The following is a 17,046-nucleotide window of genomic DNA, read 5'->3' as shown; positions in this document are numbered from 1 at the left end:
TACAGATCGGTTTACAAGGGAATTTGGCTGGTATGAGACGGAGATGATCCACTTTGATAATCTGAGCGATAATTTGTTAATGGTTTCGTTTTGTTTACGCGTGTATCGGGAGGGAAGTTATTCCGAACGAGGGTATCGACTTCATATTGTCCGTTTCGATAGCCGATCACAATTTCTAAGCGGTACTCGCCGCGACAAAAACCCCCGGAGGAAAACCATGTTGGTTATTCACTTTTGGTTTTCCCCGGCGATTAAAACCAGGGCAACCTCCGGTTGCCCATAAAAACCCCCGGAGGAAATTCATCTTTCCTCCGACATCGTGCGGTTTGATTATTACCATGCTCAACCTCCCGATGTAAAAATAGAGAAAACCGACGCTATCGCTTCCGCTTTGTTTACCTTCCATATTCGCGCCCGCGAAATAGTCCGCTGCATTCCCACCCGATCATACCCGGGCGAAAACACTCGCGATCATATTGCGATCATCCTGATTCATTTCCGCCGCGATAAGTCCGCTATCGCCTGAAGGCTCACTAACAGATCGCCTGAAGGCTCACTAACAAAAATACCAGGTCATCGCCTGGTATTCATGTATATCCGTTATGTTTACTCCAGAGCGGTTTGTATTTCTAAAGCTGTTTTCTTAGGTGAGTTATTCGAAGTGAAAGTGCCTGCCGAATTGCACGGTTTTTTCGTAACTCATCACGCAACCAAATAAGCTGACCTTCATACAGTTCGATAAGCGCAAGTTCTCGCTGGCTTGCATCCTTAAATTTCGCTGGTGGATATGATTCGCCTTTGTTGAGAGGTAGGTATTTGGGAACGACACGATCAATGCCTCCACCAGCTTTGCGCAAAGGTGTCAATCTGGCCCAGCGGATCCTGATAGTTGTTCCTTGCCTGGTTACGTTAAAGCTGTACCGTGCCTTCTCGTCATCAGCAATAGCTTTGTCCCAGTATTCCTCCCGAAGACTATTGGCCTCGTTAAACAGAAGTTCTGCGGCTGAATCAACCGCATCACGAGCCTTTTCCAGATCATTGATGTACCCGACGAGTTGCATAAAACCACCTCGATGTTTTTTGATTAGGACTTAACCCCAAAAAAGAGAATCTCTATTATTACGCCAGAACTCTATGTTTCTGGAGAAAGAGAAAACTCCTTTTCAGGTTCGATTTTTAGTTTTCAGTTCCAAAACAGGAAAGATTGATTCTCCAGTTAAGTATCTTTCTGGGTGTTCTCATTTTTTGCATGTTTCTGGAGAATACAATGGCAATCTGGTGATTGAGCTATTAATATCTATCTGTACGGGTACTTTTATCAAGCCATTTTATTTTAATCAAGCAGTTTGCCAATCTCTATATGATATGGCAGAAAACTACGTTTCTGGGCATTTCTGATTTTTAATAGGTTTCTGGGGAATATAATGGAAACTTACTTCCCCTAATGTAGAGGCGATTAACGGGATGACGCCCACCGCTGCACAAACCTCTTAGTAAACGATTATGTAGAGTCGCTATATGATATGGCAGAAACTTATGTTTCTGGCTTTTCCACTTTTTGTTACCTTTCTGGAGAATACAATGGCAAACGCAGCTGAAACTTCCATCACCTCCCTCCGTCTTCAGGATCAATCCTAAATCACAGTAACTTCATAGTGATTTATGTCACATTTTGTAGGTATATATACTAGTTTGAGAGAGTTTTTTTGGGGGGGAAGTGAAGGGGAGATATGCATATTTAAGTGAAATTATAACTTGTGCTTAAGTAAAATTTTCACGAAGTGTACCCTTGAGTAATCGCCACAACATACCTTAATTCACCTCACCGAAGCATGTGTTTTTAGTATATATACTCCGCGAAATCCCCAGGCGGAAAGCCAATCTAAATGTGTTGCCCTCATACATTACCACCTAATTTCCTCAGTCTGATTTAGGTTAGGGGTTAAGGTTTTTAGGGCCGGATTTAGCCATATATGACGTCCAGTTTCATGCAGCATTTATGTACATATCTGACATTTTAAACGTCCGTATCTAGCCATTATTAATGTCAAAAATGGGGACGTTTTGCCGATAAAAAAAATGGTAATCGATGATCGTTTGAATACCATGTTACAACTTGTTAACGGTTAATTCCCGACGTTGACAGAGGGAGGCCACCTTTCTTTACGTTAGTGCGAACCCCTTTTTGGCGCTCAAATGTTATCGGAGTGGCAGTAATTCATTTTTAACTTGCAGGGTTAACGAATGAGCAATGACAAATTGGTTGTCTGCGGAATTGATATTGGATACAGCAATGTAAAAATTGCTGTAGGGGATTCAGCGGATGACAAACCCACAGTCAGTATTTATCCGGCCTACGCTACGAATGAGCCAGTAGATGATGTGCGGCTGGTAAAGCGTAGCTGCGAACATGAAGTGTTGGTGTACCCAGGAGGTAAAGAATGGCGGGCTTTTACCGAACGCCCCGATGCGCGTGAGCTGCATGACCGTTACCACATGACAGAAATGTACCTGGCACTATATCTGGCCTCACTGGATAAAATCACTGCTAAAGCAGGCAATGAAATCGACCTGGTAGTAACTGGTTTACCTGTCCGTCTTGCTAATGAAAGTGAACGCGCGAAACTGACTGCGAGGCTCACCGGTACGTTTACTATTGCGCCAGGAAAAACAGTGACTGTTAAAAAATGCCTCGTTCTTCAGCAGGGCGTTGGTGTCATCAATGACATCGTTAACAGACCGGGCCTTATCAGTCAGGAAGAATTAGAGAAGTCGACCATTCTCGTGGTTGACCCTGGCTTCTTCTCGATGGACTACATCGCCTTTAAGAGCGGAAGCAGGGTATCAGGCTCTTCAGGTTCATCATTAAAAGCAACCAGTGCAATTATCGAAAGCATTGTGAACCGCCTTAATGCCGATAACCCGGAAGAGCGAATTGATGATCTACCAGAAATTATTGAAATCGCTCTCCGTAACAATGAGCAGTCTTTCTTTAATGGGTTCCGCCACATTTCCCTACGTCCTCTGCTTGAAGAAGCTATTCCCTCCATCGCCAGTGATGTAGTCAAAGAGTTGCGAAAATCGACAAGGGTTCTCGGGCCAGTCCATATCATTGCAGCTGCCGGTGGTGGGACAAGGTTCTACGAACAGACCATACGAGAAGAATTCCCCCGAGCCAGGATCGTATCGAGCCCGTTGCCTGTTGCCAGTAATGCCATTGGTTTCTGGAACTATGGCGTTGACTTGATGCTTTACGGCGATGATTGAGCAAAGGGGGTTTCATGCAAGTTCGAGTGACGATTAATCCAATACTGTTTCCAGAGCTGATTAATTATCTGGAATCAAAACAGTCTGGCCAGCGCAGCAGTTCACTATTGGCGCTGGCAAACCGAGCATTGCTAGCAGGTGACAGTTTTATACCCGGTATCGTCCGTGAGACTTCAAAAAAACGTAAATCAGAACAGAAGAAATCAGTCCGTGGGCCGAATACAGAAAATGAGACTGGTCTGATGACTAGTCAGAGAGACGGCCACTTACCCAAAGTAAATGAGGACACTGAACCAAAATTTCGTCACGTGGTTAGCAACGATATAGTCAATACAGGCCCGCCATTTTGTGTGGGCAGTGATATTCAAGAGTTCGAAGTTAAAGATGACCAGTTATCGACGGCGAACCTTACCAGTAAGCCTGAGATTGCTGGAAAAATACCGGATCCCAATCCTGGAGATAAATCGGGCGTTGGGGAGACAGGCGACAATCAAGATAGCGGCGTTAATGAAAAGGTTACACCAAGGCGTGTTCGCATAAGTTGATGCCGTTGTAGGGTTTGTGGGGAGGGGAAATGCAGATAGCAACGAAGAGTTTGGTGCTCGCTTTACTATGTGCTGCTTACTGCACGAGTACGAACGCCAGGCTTGTAGATCTTCGTGGCACTTCTTGGGAAAAGCATTCCCAGAAAGAGTGTGGCCTCGATCCGTACCTTCTCTACGCGGTGGCACTCACCGAGAGTAAAAATAATGCAGGAACCAAGGGGTATGTTGTTCCCAGCCCCTGGGCATTGAACAACTATGTTTATGGGTCGTATTACCCGACAAGTTATGAAGATGCAAAGAGAGCGCTAGCCCGCTATCTCTCAGCCACTCCGGTAACAGATATTGGAATCGTTCAAATTAATTTTCGTTGGAACGGACAGTATGTTAACCATCCTGAAGAACTCCTGGATGTCGATACAAACATCCGAATCGGGGCAAAGACTTTGTGTGCAGCCATCAAAGCTAACCCTGGCGATATAGAACTGGCGATAGGTGGATACAACACTCAAAACCCTAAGTTGGAAGGCAAGGCTCGTGAATATGGTCAGCGCGTATTACGCGTATGGAAGAGGCTTATCGAAAATGATTAATCAAAATTTGTATTTTCTACAGACTGCCATCTCAATTATTACCCGTGCGCAATCGTTGTATAAAAGCCCTTTTGAGTTAGCAGAAGGAGACCGGGAATTTTTGATAGAGAAATCTAATCAGGCCAAGCTCGCTTTATCGATGGAGAAGTATGACTTGCCCATCTTTAATATCTGTCATGATCCCGAGCGCAAGATATCTACTGAGGTAGAAAAATTCGTTCGTCATGACTCATACATCCTACGGCTTGCCCTGCTGGTATTCAGTGTTCGTGTTTTCATTAATACGGGGACTGTTGCCCAAACGTTCTACTGGTTTGATAATGAAAAAACCGTACAGCTTGTCGAACGTATGGATGATGCACAAACAATCGATGCAATCATAACCGGCAAAATATATTTTAAACCTATTCGTCCATTTGCCGATTTAGTAGATTGTGACTTCAGTACAGTTATTGGAGCCCCCAACCCAACCTTAGAATTAACAGGTTACTTACAGTCGCGCTATTCTCATTGGAGTAATTGATTATGAAGGCTGCTCTTGTCCGGGATGAAGATAAATTTGCTTTAACACAGAAAATGGTAAAATTAGGATTTCGTAGAAAGATCATTGTGCATTCGCTTAATGCAAGTGACCGTGTTATTGATTTTTTGCGAAAAGAGTTCCATCTGAGTGATGTATCAATCGGACGACTTAAACATTCAGAGACGCTGCTCAATACGACACATAAAAAGGTTGAGGCAACCAATTTTATGAGCATCTATCTGCGTCGTTCGAAAGACCCAAACAACAGTGACAACATCGTTGATGTGGTGAGTGCGTTCGAAATCTACCGGGAACTAAACCTTAAATTCCGCCCGGAAGAAGCCTCGAAAATGATGATTGATGCCAACGAGGCCTGGACTCTTGCTCGTGATTTTCGAGCTGAAGAAATACGTATGGTAAGGTGTTACCGTTGCGATCTTTCATTTATTTCACCGCAGAGTTGTGACCGTCCACGGAAAAAACATATTTGTCCGTTCTGCTCTGATACAGAAGCTGAAAATGAAAGCTCGTAAGTGACTAAGTTAAATTTCATAAAAAAGCCCGTTTTAACGGGCTTTTTTATTGCCTGGATACTTCGTCACGTGAATGAGTCGGGTTAGTATTGAATAACAAACCTACTGGTGTCCCAAGGAAAATAAAATGAAGAAAATCTCTGGTCTTGCTTTGGTATCGCTGATGTTAGTTGGTTGCGCGGCTTCTCAACCACCAGCTATGCCGGTTGACAGCAATCCATCTGATGCTTTGAAATTTGCCCGAGCGATGGATTTACGTCAGATCACCGATGCTGGCGATCAATACCTTATCTATAACGGTTTCGCGTCCAATGGGCAGCTTGTCCCTCTCAAAACCCCGGTTAAGGCTGGTGAAAAAGGTGTAACCAACCTGGGAGGTAATGGAGTGGCCGATGTGGCTGCGGGCTTCGCGACACACACATCTTTCATCCCTGTGCTGTCTGTTTTAACGGCCCAACAGCCTACTGCTATTGTTGATGGCGTGGTGCGTGTCGCGTCATGGAACGGTAAATCTCAGGAAGATAATGAGCGTGAGGTCAATGCGATTTTCTGGAAAACACTAACCCGGATGGATGGATACAAAGTTGGTGGGATGTGTGAGGGGAAAGGCGGTGCTGTTGAAAATGCAGTTCGTCGGAAAGCGACGAACGGTGATTGGGTATCGTATGCTGATATAGCTCCAACGTTGCCGAAACCACCTATCAGCACCAGCGGTCAGGTGACATTCATTATCGGTAATGACTGCTTCAACCTCTATGCAACACGAGCCTCTAACGTAGGTCTGGTTAAAGAAATGAGTAAAGAACTGGGTGCTCAGCGGGCTCTGTTCTTACCAGGCTCTCCTGAACATGAACCAATGGTATTCAGTGACGGTAAGCAATACCTGTTCAGAAAGTAAAAAAAAAGCCCCGACATAAAGTCGGGGCTTCTTATCCTGCAAAGCTATTGAGTTTTCAAAACAGCCTCTGTGCTAGATTTCGCCGCATCAACATCGATACTGTCAACACCGCTCTGGAATCGCTCCAGGGAGTTCTGGCGAGATCCATCTATATTCAATACGTTTCCTTTACCGGTTATCTTATCCAGATTTATTTCCGACGCTTTAGGTAAAAGTTTCGCCTCGTAAAGTGAACCAATCCACTCTGACAAATCGAGTTTGTTAAAATCAATCCGTCCAAATTCTTCTAACGTCAGTGGTCGACAATCCGGGTTCTTTTTATCCCCCCAGCCGATACCTAACATTGGTCTCCCTTGTTCCTGAATGATGCGACCAATCTGAGAATCAAACGTGCAATAACTTGACCGTTTCTCGATACAGACACCCAGAAACTTTGTTTCACACCAGCTGGATATATGCACGGCCAATTTTGTTTCTTTCTTAACGGCAAGCTTAAATTCATCAGGAGTACAAGCCCAGATGATGTTGACCAGTATATTAGCAATCTGGTACGCCATGTAAGCATATCCAACCACGGATATTGCCGAAACAATAGTTGACGACAATTGAACAGATGTAGCCAGGCCAGACGATGTTACGGCTGCGCCACCGCCAGAGGCCGCACTTTCAAATATCAGATTCGTCGCAGCAGGGCCGAAGGTATCAAGAGTCCATTGAGCAACTTGTTTCGTCAGCGCTCCTATAGCCTGATTCATCAAACCGGACAAACCTGCTTCTGTAGCTTGCTGAGCCGCTTCAGTACCTGCCGACCCAACCAGACTGTTGAAAGCGGAAATAGCTGGTCGAGTTATTGTATCGATGGCATTAGTCATAAGTTCGGAACCCATGTCAAAAATACCTTTTCCCTGTTCGAACATACCGGCTTTTACAGAGACAGCATCAGCAATTTTTAGAGTGTAGTAGGACAACTGCAAATACTGAATCCAGCTGACATCTACGGGCTGATCACAACAATCCACCCATCCCCCCATCGCCGATTTACATTGTGCAGACTCACCTTTAAAAAGAGTGCAGGAACGGTTGGTTTCGTCAGTATCATCGCCACACTTCATTTCATTCAATGCGTAAGTTGCGGCCTGAAGAGTTGCAACTGCTTTGTTGAAATCGCCGCTTGGTTCAGCAGAAGGCTGTAGGCAAGACCCATTAAGGCATTGCACAGCGCCAGGACAAGTATAGGTATCGGTGGAGGAGGTATTGGGTACAACGACATCCGTTCCGCAATCCCATACCTCGGTTGCCTGCCAGCACCCATTTTTGTCACCCTCCGCACCTGTTATGCAAGTGGACTTAATGAATTTACATGCAGTGTTTGCATCGTACTGCTTGCAAGTATTGTTAACGCCACCGTCGGTTCCGCAGTTGGAAACTACCGTTGCAGACTTACAGAAAGGTGAGAGACCTCCGATCGGCGGCTTAGCAAGCTGGTTTTCGCAGATACGTGCGCCATTTATGGTTGCGCACCCATTTGCATCAGGAATGACTGTCTCGCGGCAGGTTACCGTGTAATTCTGGCAATACCCGGCGTTGATGGCCTTCAGCAACGTATCGAATTGTTCAGGTTTATCAACAGTCCAGGCGTTATCCGAGATAATTTTGTTTGGGTCAAAGTAAATATAAATGAGAGCATAACCTTCGCCGCTGCCAGTCACTGACACACGGTTTTTGAAATTAAGAACGCCATTTTGGGGGGTATTTCGGATTTGTGCTGTTACATCTACATTAATCGACTGATCCCAGCTTGTTTTTAATTCACAGGCTCCTGATGTCTCTGGCGGGAAGACGTTTAAACCTTTTGGCCCTGCCCAAACCAAACTACCCCTATCTGTACCACCGACATAAATCTGCATGTAATCATCCCATTTAGCCCTGATGATCTTGGCGCTGGTAACTGCCTGGGGATTGTAGACAGTGACGGCCATTGCCTGTTCAAATATTGTGCAGTTGCCGTCCCAGTAGTTATCACCGACAGTCCCGAGCCAGAGTTCGATGCAGTTAGTGCCGCAAGAACCGATGTTCGCCGCGCCACTATAATGCGAGAGCATACCGGCAACGTAAGGATGGTAGAGGGTGAATGTGCCGCTGACACTTGTGGTACGGGTACATTCGCGATAATCAGGGATATGGTTGACGGTGTCCTTATTCGTCATGGTCTTGGTCATAGAACAATCACCAAGATCTTGCATGTACTTATCCTGATTCTCCAGGAAGTCTTTATGGCCATCAAAGATGGAATCATCAGGTTTAATGTTTGCTGTAGTTTTCGTTGAGCCCACCAGCGTTCGGTAAGCTTCGCCGCGCAGTGAATTTTCGGTTTTCAGATTGGCGTTGGTTGTATTGCCCAGTTTTAGCGTGTTGCTGTCATCTCCGTAGGTTCCTTTCAGGCTATCCAGTGAAGTTGATGAACCTTGATTTGGATAAGCAGAGTTCAAATCAACGGCCTGGCCTTTTCCATACTGAACCGTACCATTTGACGTAGCTGAAACTTGCGGCAGTGTTTTATAGAAATTAGTGGCAGATGTAACGTTTTCCTGGGTCGTTGCTGAAAAGGCATACGGCACGTAGGATACAACACCAAGGTGACATAACATCGTTATTGTGCAGAGTGGTCTGTAAAACCATTTTTTGCGGAAAAGGTTTTTCATTCTATGATCACCTTTGTCGTGGTTACTGATTATGAAATCAGAGATCTCGGTAACTAAATTTCGTCAGCCAGCATTTCTATGCGAAGCTACTAAAATGAAGGATTAAGCAGGCAGCGTATTAAACAGACTGGTTTCAGACAATAAAGAAGGACGGCAAAACGAGGGTGTTTTCAGCGTCTTGAATATTACCGACTGGAGGTACTTATGGACATGTTTGGTATTACTGGCCTTATCCCATTATCGGGGCCAAGCGATTCAGATTATGGTGGTGGAAATGGTAAGAGGGGACGTGGAAAAAATGGCAGAACGTTCAAGAGCAAATGTGAGCGTATGTGGGAGTTTTATATTCTGCTCTATTCTTTACTGAGCCTTCCTGTCGTATACATGTTCGTGACCACATAAGAGCCCTGCAAGATTGCAGGGCTTTATTGCGAATCACTTACTCGATGAAATTATCATGTCGTCATTTCCACCACTATGACCTCCATTGTTCTCTTTATTACGTGGATGCACAGGTACATACTCCTGATGCGACTGGGTTGCACGTGCAGGTGGCGGATCACTGAACATTGTACCTCCGTTATTTGAATCACTATGACCACCAGCGCCTTGGGTATTAATGTTTGTTGTCTCAGACCCACCATAGTTTGAGTTCTGGTTTAAACCATTATGACCTTCAGCACCTTGGGCATTAACGGTCATTGTCTCAGCCTCGCCGTATCCCTGGTTGTGGGTTCCCATCGCGTAAGGGACGCCATCACCCACAGCAGAACCTCCATTTGATGCCTGATGCATCCCTCCAAGGTTGTTGGCCATGCCACCGGTGTTGTATTCGTGGGTTTGGCGATCGGTATTCAGTGCAGTAGTAGCCTGTTGAATAATGGAGCCATCATTGGCTGAACGGTCTAAACCGGCATTATCAATACGGGCTGCAATACCACGGGCAAGAGCAGTATTTCCGCCCATAACCGTTCCATTGTCATTTTCACCACCCGTCGCGAGTTGAATACGTGCCATCATGTCACTGCGGGCCTGGGAAAGTTGTTGCTCAGACGCTCCAGCTTTAGTCATGGCGTAGTAGTTCACAATAGAATCTCGCGCCGCTTCGCGGTTTGCATCTCCACCAAGCGGAATTTCCCCAGCGATGGTTCTGGCCTGATCATGTACCTGTTCATATACCGGGCTTTCTTTGAACGCATTACTGACATGAGAAACGAGTTTATTAAAATCGCCAGTAATACCGCCAAGATTATAGTGGTTGTTTTCGAAATCATTTGCGGCGGTGTTACCCGCTTTCGTCATGACTTCACCCTCATTTCCCTTGTGAATTTGCTCAACTGCACCGCTATTCTGTCCCCCGACAGTATTAACCTGGCCTTGCCCATAACCATCAGACGATGACGCATGTGCTTCACCAAGCGCTCCGTAAGATCGGCCTGTTACTGCATTAACGGAGTTGCCAACGTCCGCTGCACCAGCAACTGCGCGGCCACCAGCGCTTTCAGCTCCACCACTCACGCCACGGTATTGCTCAGATGCAGTTGTCGTCAGTACTGGGCTGGAATCAGCGTTAATGAACCCGGCTTTGGCAGCTACTGCACCGGCAACACCAAGTTCACTGGCTGCTTTGAATTGAGCAAAGGTATGCGCGTCTTCGTGAGTCATACCTAAAGAGGTCAGGCTCGCTGCATCACCGGCGATTTTGCTGGACAGTTCCGGGTGCGCCGCGAGGGTTTGAGTCAATGTTGCTTGTGCATCATGATTACGACCAATGGCTGTAGCAAGTTGCGCAGCATTCATTGTCTGGCCCATTGAGGTACTTGAAACGAAGGAGTTTGCTTCCTGGAAGTTCTTTTGTGCGGACTGCATTCTTTGATTTGCCTCAGCAAAAGAACGAGTCGATTGAGAACTCTCACCTTCTTGCGATAAGGACTGGTACATCGCACTTGCTGCGGTATTGACGATGCGTGACTGGGTCGCACTGTCTATTTTGTGCGACGAGGCGCTGTCTGTAGAACCGTACTTAGCACTGTTGTCATTACTCAGGCCACTGCTTTCTGCCTCTGAACGTGACATTCCACCTTTAACACCAACACCAGCACTTGAACTTCCCGCACCGCCACCGACACTCACATCACCTTTGGCGATAGAGACAAGCGCCTGCATATCAGAAATACCTTGTTCTTTAGCCACAGAACTGACAAGGGCACGATCTGAGCTGCTCAGGCTGGCAAATGCTGCATTGGAAGCGTCACTATAAACTTGCGAATGTCCACCAGAATTCATGTTACTGGCCACCTGGCTAATCATTGCTCCAGATTGGGCAGTCAAGGAACTGGATGCTGAATCTAGTTCTTGCTTAGCGCTGGACAGGTTGTGAGTAGCGACCTTTTTCATGTCAATGGCAGGGAGAGTGCCAGAAGACCCACCCATGATAGTTCCTTGTGTTGGGTTAAATTCAACATCGGAACCACGACTGTTTATCGCAGGAGCGTTGGTGACATCAGGTGCGAGAGTTTTAGTATCGGCAGCTGAAGGTGCTGCTGCTGAGCTTGCAAGAGAGTTAAAGGCAACAGAACTGCCCCAGACAATGAATCCACCCAGGGCCGGGATCATCGCGTATAAATTACCAGCAAGACCTATACTTTTTTGAGTCTCAAACAGGAGCTGATAAAGCTGAGCAAAGCTAAGTCCGCCAGAACCCGAACTGACAAGAATTTGGCTTGACGTATCACGGATACTGTTTAACACATACATGTTGACGACCGCTGCGAGGGGAAGCCAAGTCCATGTCCAGATGATAACGAGGAAGTACTTCATCACCAGTCGCAAACCCATAATACCCAGACCGAAAAGGAAGGCCATAAATGGTGCGAGTGCGTATATTATTCCCTGGAAAATCGGCATAAATGAACCCATCCAGCTCAAGAATGATGAACCAGAAGAAGACCATTGGAATGCCTGTTGAGTCATGGTTTGGGCGCGAGTTACAGCAGCAGTACCACGAAATGAGCTTTCGAGTCCGTACATTGGCAGTTCCCTGAAATGAGGGTACATGACCAACATCAATTGGAAATCACGAATATCAGTGCCACTTATGTTGAAGAAATTCAGTACTTCCTGGGCTTTTCCTGAACCTGAGCATGGCGCACCACCGCAAGTGCGCCCGGATGCGGTATAAGAGCTGGCAAAAGCTGAGTCCAGGCTAGAAGCGTTCTGGGTAGCGAGTCCTTTAAGTTTCGTGTACGCGTCAGAACAGGTATAAAGTGAGCCCCCATTTGAAGATTCTTCAGTACTGGTAGACCAGCCGCTACGTACATTGTCGTAAATAACAACCCGCTGGAAGGAATCGTTCGAGGCTAGCCCTGATACACCTTGATTAGAGCGATACATTGAAGCAAAGGTTTTAGACCCACGAATAATATCGTTGCCTACGCAGTTCTTCACATAGTTTGAAACGCTTGCGTCCAGATCACCGTAAGCACCAGTTTGACCCGTCCAGCGCATTGGCGTTTTCAATGTGTCGTATAAAGTGGCCAGAGTGAAAAGGGGATCCAGAGACCCATACTCAGTCATGCTTGGGACAGAAAATGCCTGCTCCATCTTCTCGGTAGTTGCATACCCAACAGTAGACAGTACAGATGCGGCAACGGCTAATCCCGCTGGTACATTATCAACAGCACGAAACTTACCCGTTGTAACATCTTCAATGTTGGTGCGCATCGATACACTGAAAAACAGGTAATACATCACGACGGCCACACACATATGAGAAAGGGATAATGATTTCCCGGCTGATATAGCAGCAGCAAGCACGACACAAATTACACCAATGAGTGCTGAAATCCTAAACAAGGATCCGTAAGTGCCATCATTCAATAACATGGCAACGGAATTGAATATATTATAAATAAATTCAATGTTGCCAACAGTATATACGTTCCATTCACTCATATTAAGTTACCTTGTTAGAGCGAGCCATCAAGAGAACCTTCAGATTCATAATGAACCTGCGGAAGCGTTGTCATATAGTTGCTGAATGATTCAGGTATACGGGCCTCGCCACCATAACGGGATATCATGGCGTTATAGGAGACATACAGATTTTGCCTTGCCTTTTCGATTAGCTCTCCAGCATCCTTATAATAAACTGACGCCGATTTATCATTTTCCTGCTGGAGCCGTGCGCCGGTCGCAGCAGCCGTAAGCATTTCGCTGAGGTAGTTATAAGCAGCTGAATAGGCTATGACAGGAGATAGTTCACGTATATAGGAATAAGATGCGGCTAAATCATGACGTGCAATTTGAGTCGCTTTACTGGTAGCACCAGCTACGTTGTAGTAGTTTGCTTGCCGTAATTTAGCATCCCCAGGGTTTGAACCAGTTCTGGCCGAGCTCAAATATCCGTTATCGATAAAGAAGAGTGTGATATTGGCAGCGAGACCTTTAATTATTTTGGTCTGTTTTTTGGGATTCTCACAAGTACTAGTCTGACCTGAACAAGACCAGAAATCGAAACTATCATCACCATTTATAAAAGAATCCAGGACATTTGAAGTTGCGAGTGGAGCAATCCTAACCACACTCTTTTTAGCTGACCCATCTTTATCTGTACCCAACTGGCTACCGACGATGATGGTGCCGGTCATAGACATAATAAGTTCTTTTTGCTCATCTTCGGAGCCGATGAATTGATTACTAAAGCTACCATTCTGGAGCAAACACCACACAATGTTACCGTAATCGTCACATGCCTTTCTTTTCCCTGCCTCTTGTTTTTGTACGTCGGGTGCTTTACCACCACCCATATTGCCCCACATGGCTTTAAATTGGTCTGAGAGGCCATCAGAGGACAGCTGAGAAGATACAGCAGCCTTTGCACTGTCACCAAATGCAGAGGCAGTGTCGACTAACAACCCCTTCGCTAACTGACACGAATTTGCGGTCAGATCGTTCATCTGCTGGATGATTGCCTGCATTTTCGAAATAGCATTATCCAGAACGGCATCCATAGCGTTCAGGGCCAACTGGAAAGCTAGACCGGCAGCATTAGAAGCAATATTACGTAGCATCTGGACGAACTGATCAGCGTTGATGAACGAGAATGACCCGCCGAAAAGGTCTATCCCTCCACATCCTCCCGACGCAGAAGGGAGACTAATACTAATAGGTGTCAATGTACGGAGCTTATTACGTAGAACAAATCCGCCACCGGTATATCCATCACGTGTAACGCTCTGATAATCACCGGGAGCTGTAACATTCGACATAGAGCCGAACATACTGTCTAGCTGAGTACTAATGCTGGTGGCCTCGCATTGAAAAGCTGTCAACCCGGAGAGGCAGATAGAAATTGCAAGAATGTTTCTACGGAATACATTCTTTATATTATAGTTGCGCGAAATCTTCATTTTTCCCCCGGGTTATTAGCATTTGGGTTAGGTGTCGAACCGTAGCCAGCTTTAGCTTGTATATATTTGATAAACTCATCAGGTTGTTGAGTTAGGTCTTTAGGCATGTCATTCAGAATGTTTGAGTCGATATAGCCGGTATCGTTATATGGCAAGGTGCTCTTATATTGCTGGTCAGAAATGATCCCTGCATCGTGGGCAATAAGGACTGTTCTTGAAATTAACTGGTCTGCACTGATAGGCCCAAATGAGACAATGCGTGTTGTAGATGGCGGGATTGCCAGAGCTATCGCAGGTGCGTTTGATATTTGGAGCTTTGATGCCTGGCCAGAATCAGGCCTCCAGTCCGGGTAAATATTCCCTGGAAGAGGTTTACCATCAAGTGAAATTGGGATGACCTTCATGTCTGTCATGAAACTAAACGTATTCATAACAGAAGCTTGCTTTACGCATATGGAGCAGTTTTCCCCACGGAAGAAGAAAAACAATCCTGCTTTTGTCGCTACGTCTTTTATGACCGTTCTCGAATTGTTTTCAGCTTCATTCGATTGATCCATTGCCCCAAATGTTGAGGTTGAGCGGCGGCTATTCTCATCTATGAGGGGGTCGGTAGAAGTAACCAACCTAGCCATATCAGTAAAGCGGCTGGCTTTATCCAGCATAATGCGTTGGGCCAGAAAATATGCCCTAACGTTTTCTTGGGTAGGATTGTCGATGGCCTGGTTGCGTAGTTTCTGAATGTTTTCATTAAACCAGGCTACGGTGAACGGAGCCGGGCCGGGCTTTTCAGTTGCGGCAGGTTCTGGAGTCGACTCCATAGGTGTTTGAGCAACCTGTTTAGGCGTTTCTTGAGGCGGTAAAGTCGGCGGAGGAGGTAACTTCACTGGCTTTTTCTTCACTGGCTCAGGTGGCGATTTACGCCAGAACCAACCTTCCTCTTTTCCATTCAGAAATGCCTGACCACCAGCGAGGTCGTCACTGGTGGTCTGAGGGGATTGAGACGTTGGGGTGTTACCCTCATCCGCAAGAACTGAGGTAGAAAAAGCAAATCCCACTAGCAGGGGAATAATGATTTTAGTTAAAAATTGATATTTCATCGGAATTACCCTCGGAAATTATTCTTGCGATAGACTCCGTCCAGAAAAAGCTATTTTTTCCACTAAAGACCCTTGCACTTTCAAGTTGGCGAGTTAATGCATAATGCCTATATCTGACCTGTCCTATACGTTTGGCTACACTATCCGACTTAACACCAATTTCGGAGCAAGCCTCATCGAGAGTCATGCGTGTTCCATATTTACGCAACAGCTCATCAGTAACTATGTTCTTAGGGTCGTCGTTAACTAATACCGCAGGGATTTTGTGTGCTGGCATAAGCATTGCCCTGTTATGAGAACATTTAAGTGTCTTCATAAAACTCCCTTATCAGAAATACGGACGGCATTACGATTAGTTTGCCATATGGGTTAAAATAACAAGTTCAAAAATGGCAACGTTTTGACTGTAAAAATCAAAAGTAATTTTCATGTGCATCCGTTTTGTTTACATGATTTGAAATCAGCAAATACAAAAAAACCCAGTCCGAAGACTGGGTTTTTCTGTGTTAGCTAATTAAAAGAATTAGATGCTTTAAAGACCAAAGTTATCTTTAAAATGGCCTTGGTTCTTCCAGGATGAATTCTCCATCACACAGCATTCAAATACTGTATTCAGGCCGTCATCTGGAAATTTAAGGGCATCGTTGCCTATACGAATGATGTTACCGATGAGTTCACGGGCTAACTGAGAATTACGCAAGAAACGCGTAAAGAACTCATTGCTGATATGTTTGCCCAGGTTATAAGCAAATTCAAGCAACGTTGCATCGTTAGCAGTCAGCACCGCACCAGATTCAGATGCGTAATAAAAAACATTCTCTTGGCAACCGAGGTTTTTCATTGCGCGGAGAAACAACATTTCTCCTTCCATATCCATAAGGCGAAAAATTATATCAATATCAGATTCATCGTTTACGACAGCACCGACAGCATCATAAAGTACGGCAGCGGGAGCTTGTTCAAACTCATCACGTTCGTAATTCATCAACATACGGTTTTGTGCGTTATTAAAGCTATCAATATGATCTGATTTAGCAGTAGTTGAAGTATACATGAGTGACTCCTTAGAAATTTTCTACCAGACAGTTTGTTCTTTCATGAAGTCAGCCTCATTCGCTATAAAGCGTTTTGCTTCATTCATCGCCGCATCGAAATGTTTATTACCCAACTTACGTCCTAGATCAGTTATCTGTTCAACAAGAAGAGCACATTCAGGGTGAGTAAATCGTCCACCACCTTGGCAGTAAGTTAAACGAGTAACCAGCATTAATGCCTTCGACTCATTTTGTGTTACATGAAAGATGGTTTTCTGAGTTCCTATCCCTCGTTCGTTCAGAATATTAATGGTATCCATATCGGCGAGTAGTAACCTTAAGTCCTGCAAATCTCTATCGATTGAATGAGGTCGCAATGACATATCGCCAGACACAAAACCATAGATATCCTCGGTTTCAGAATGAAACATATATACCTCGATAAA

General features: G+C 45.4%; 14 protein-coding genes. 6 read left to right on the top strand and 8 right to left on the bottom strand.

Features of this window, described 5'->3' with window-relative positions:
* Window positions 1-629: 629 nt before the first annotated feature.
* On the bottom strand, window positions 630-1,061 hold the full coding sequence (mobI, locus tag HV261_RS24505) for a conjugative transfer protein MobI(A/C) (protein WP_016241569.1): 432 nt from the start codon (window positions 1,059-1,061) through the stop codon (window positions 630-632).
* A gap of 1,183 nt (window positions 1,062-2,244) precedes the next feature.
* Here mobI and HV261_RS24500 point away from each other — a divergent pair.
* The 6 genes from HV261_RS24500 (at window position 2,245) to HV261_RS24475 (ending at window position 6,356) form a co-directional block, all read left to right on the top strand.
* A complete protein-coding gene (locus tag HV261_RS24500; RefSeq protein WP_007372253.1) occupies window positions 2,245-3,267 on the top strand; it encodes a ParM/StbA family protein in 1,023 nt (340 codons plus the stop codon).
* A gap of 14 nt (window positions 3,268-3,281) precedes the next feature.
* Window positions 3,282-3,812, top strand: a complete 531-nt coding sequence (locus tag HV261_RS24495) for a hypothetical protein (protein ID WP_016241570.1) — start codon at window positions 3,282-3,284, stop codon at window positions 3,810-3,812.
* Between the two features lie 29 nt (window positions 3,813-3,841).
* Window positions 3,842-4,402 carry a transglycosylase SLT domain-containing protein gene (locus HV261_RS24490; RefSeq protein WP_016241571.1) on the top strand — a complete coding sequence of 187 codons (561 nt, stop codon included), beginning with the start codon at window positions 3,842-3,844 and terminating at the stop codon, window positions 4,400-4,402.
* Window positions 4,395-4,925, top strand: a complete 531-nt coding sequence (locus HV261_RS24485) for a hypothetical protein (protein WP_016241572.1) — start codon at window positions 4,395-4,397, stop codon at window positions 4,923-4,925. The genes HV261_RS24490 and HV261_RS24485 overlap by 8 nt, the downstream gene beginning before the upstream one ends.
* 2 nt (window positions 4,926-4,927) lie before the next feature.
* Entirely contained in the window at window positions 4,928-5,458 is a 531-nt protein-coding gene (locus HV261_RS24480) for a FlhC family transcriptional regulator (protein ID WP_007372252.1), read from the top strand.
* A gap of 127 nt (window positions 5,459-5,585) precedes the next feature.
* A complete protein-coding gene (locus HV261_RS24475) occupies window positions 5,586-6,356 on the top strand; it encodes a putative periplasmic lipoprotein (RefSeq protein ID WP_007372251.1) in 771 nt (256 codons plus the stop codon).
* Between the two features lie 44 nt (window positions 6,357-6,400).
* On the opposite strand, the gene traN is transcribed toward HV261_RS24475, so the two are convergent.
* The 7 genes from traN to HV261_RS24440 all read right to left on the bottom strand — a co-directional run bounded on the left by traN (window position 6,401) and on the right by HV261_RS24440 (window position 17,031).
* Window positions 6,401-9,058 carry a conjugal transfer mating pair stabilization protein TraN gene (traN, locus tag HV261_RS24470; RefSeq protein WP_007372250.1) on the bottom strand — a complete coding sequence of 886 codons (2,658 nt, stop codon included), beginning with the start codon at window positions 9,056-9,058 and terminating at the stop codon, window positions 6,401-6,403.
* A gap of 435 nt (window positions 9,059-9,493) precedes the next feature.
* Window positions 9,494-13,012, bottom strand: a complete 3,519-nt coding sequence (locus tag HV261_RS24465) for a conjugal transfer protein TraG N-terminal domain-containing protein (protein WP_007372249.1) — start codon at window positions 13,010-13,012, stop codon at window positions 9,494-9,496.
* Window positions 13,013-13,026: 14 nt separating this feature from the next.
* The gene (locus HV261_RS24460) at window positions 13,027-14,469 is read right to left on the bottom strand and encodes a conjugal transfer protein TraH (protein ID WP_009653894.1); all 1,443 of its coding nucleotides are present in this window, start codon (window positions 14,467-14,469) and stop codon (window positions 13,027-13,029) included.
* A complete protein-coding gene (gene traF / locus HV261_RS24455; protein WP_007372246.1) occupies window positions 14,466-15,566 on the bottom strand; it encodes a conjugal transfer protein TraF in 1,101 nt (366 codons plus the stop codon). Before traF ends, HV261_RS24460 begins: the two co-directional genes overlap by 4 nt.
* On the bottom strand, window positions 15,544-15,882 hold the full coding sequence (locus tag HV261_RS24450; RefSeq protein ID WP_024196083.1) for a hypothetical protein: 339 nt from the start codon (window positions 15,880-15,882) through the stop codon (window positions 15,544-15,546). The genes traF and HV261_RS24450 overlap by 23 nt, the downstream gene beginning before the upstream one ends.
* A gap of 216 nt (window positions 15,883-16,098) precedes the next feature.
* Complete coding sequence (locus tag HV261_RS24445; protein WP_007372245.1) at window positions 16,099-16,620, bottom strand: hypothetical protein; 522 nt, start codon at window positions 16,618-16,620, stop codon at window positions 16,099-16,101.
* A gap of 21 nt (window positions 16,621-16,641) precedes the next feature.
* The gene (locus tag HV261_RS24440) at window positions 16,642-17,031 is read right to left on the bottom strand and encodes a hypothetical protein (RefSeq protein ID WP_016241575.1); all 390 of its coding nucleotides are present in this window, start codon (window positions 17,029-17,031) and stop codon (window positions 16,642-16,644) included.
* Window positions 17,032-17,046: the final 15 nt, after the last annotated feature.

The organism is Citrobacter sp. RHBSTW-00671 (assembly GCF_014103415.1).
Classification (GTDB): domain Bacteria; phylum Pseudomonadota; class Gammaproteobacteria; order Enterobacterales; family Enterobacteriaceae; genus Citrobacter.
Note: the sequence above shows the minus strand (reverse complement) of the source record. Positions and strands in the feature narration are given on the sequence as shown.